Source organism: Buttiauxella sp. A111 (assembly GCF_014189855.1).
Lineage (GTDB): Bacteria > Pseudomonadota > Gammaproteobacteria > Enterobacterales > Enterobacteriaceae > Buttiauxella > Buttiauxella selenatireducens.
Genome location: NZ_BJFN01000019.1, coordinates 1 through 1,794, shown reverse-complemented (window position 1 = coordinate 1,794; position 1,794 = coordinate 1). Strand labels below are relative to the sequence as shown.

1 rRNA gene is annotated in these 1,794 nt (G+C 52.3%); it reads left to right on the top strand.

Annotated elements, in window-relative coordinates:
• Nucleotides 1-249 precede the first annotated feature (249 nt).
• A 16S ribosomal RNA gene (locus tag BSPA111_RS22370) occupies nucleotides 250-1,789 on the top strand.
• Nucleotides 1,790-1,794 lie beyond the last annotated feature (5 nt).

Here is a 1,794-nt window from a genome sequence, read left to right as displayed (position 1 = left end):
TTGACTCTGAAAGAGGAAAGCGTAATATACGCCACCTCGAGTTAGCAAGCGAAAGCGCGTAACTCACTGCTCTTTAACAATTTATCAGACAATCTGTGTGGGCACTCGCAGGATTGATATCTCAGATACCTTCGGGTATCAAAAAAATATCAAGTCTTGAAGAGTGACCAAGCAGTAATTCATTTAGTTGAATTATTACGAAAGTTAATTTTTGAGCACCGCTTCACGAGTTGAAGCAAATCAAGCTTTTAATTGAAGAGTTTGATCATGGCTCAGATTGAACGCTGGCGGCAGGCCTAACACATGCAAGTCGAGCGGTAGCACAGGGAGCTTGCTCCTGGGTGACGAGCGGCGGACGGGTGAGTAATGTCTGGGAAACTGCCTGATGGAGGGGGATAACTACTGGAAACGGTAGCTAATACCGCATAACGTCTTCGGACCAAAGTGGGGGACCTTCGGGCCTCATGCCATCAGATGTGCCCAGATGGGATTAGCTAGTAGGTGAGGTAATGGCTCACCTAGGCGACGATCCCTAGCTGGTCTGAGAGGATGACCAGCCACACTGGAACTGAGACACGGTCCAGACTCCTACGGGAGGCAGCAGTGGGGAATATTGCACAATGGGCGCAAGCCTGATGCAGCCATGCCGCGTGTATGAAGAAGGCCTTCGGGTTGTAAAGTACTTTCAGCGAGGAGGAAGGCATTGTGGTTAATAACCGCAGTGATTGACGTTACTCGCAGAAGAAGCACCGGCTAACTCCGTGCCAGCAGCCGCGGTAATACGGAGGGTGCAAGCGTTAATCGGAATTACTGGGCGTAAAGCGCACGCAGGCGGTTTGTCAAGTCGGATGTGAAATCCCCGGGCTCAACCTGGGAACTGCATTCGAAACTGGCAAGCTAGAGTCTTGTAGAGGGGGGTAGAATTCCAGGTGTAGCGGTGAAATGCGTAGAGATCTGGAGGAATACCGGTGGCGAAGGCGGCCCCCTGGACAAAGACTGACGCTCAGGTGCGAAAGCGTGGGGAGCAAACAGGATTAGATACCCTGGTAGTCCACGCCGTAAACGATGTCGACTTGGAGGTTGTTCCCTTGAGGAGTGGCTTCCGGAGCTAACGCGTTAAGTCGACCGCCTGGGGAGTACGGCCGCAAGGTTAAAACTCAAATGAATTGACGGGGGCCCGCACAAGCGGTGGAGCATGTGGTTTAATTCGATGCAACGCGAAGAACCTTACCTACTCTTGACATCCACAGAATTCGGCAGAGATGCCTTAGTGCCTTCGGGAACTGTGAGACAGGTGCTGCATGGCTGTCGTCAGCTCGTGTTGTGAAATGTTGGGTTAAGTCCCGCAACGAGCGCAACCCTTATCCTTTGTTGCCAGCGGTTCGGCCGGGAACTCAAAGGAGACTGCCAGTGATAAACTGGAGGAAGGTGGGGATGACGTCAAGTCATCATGGCCCTTACGAGTAGGGCTACACACGTGCTACAATGGCGCATACAAAGAGAAGCGACCTCGCGAGAGCAAGCGGACCTCATAAAGTGCGTCGTAGTCCGGATCGGAGTCTGCAACTCGACTCCGTGAAGTCGGAATCGCTAGTAATCGTAGATCAGAATGCTACGGTGAATACGTTCCCGGGCCTTGTACACACCGCCCGTCACACCATGGGAGTGGGTTGCAAAAGAAGTAGGTAGCTTAACCTTCGGGAGGGCGCTTACCACTTTGTGATTCATGACTGGGGTGAAGTCGTAACAAGGTAACCGTAGGGGAACCTGCGGTTGGATCACCTCCTTACCTAA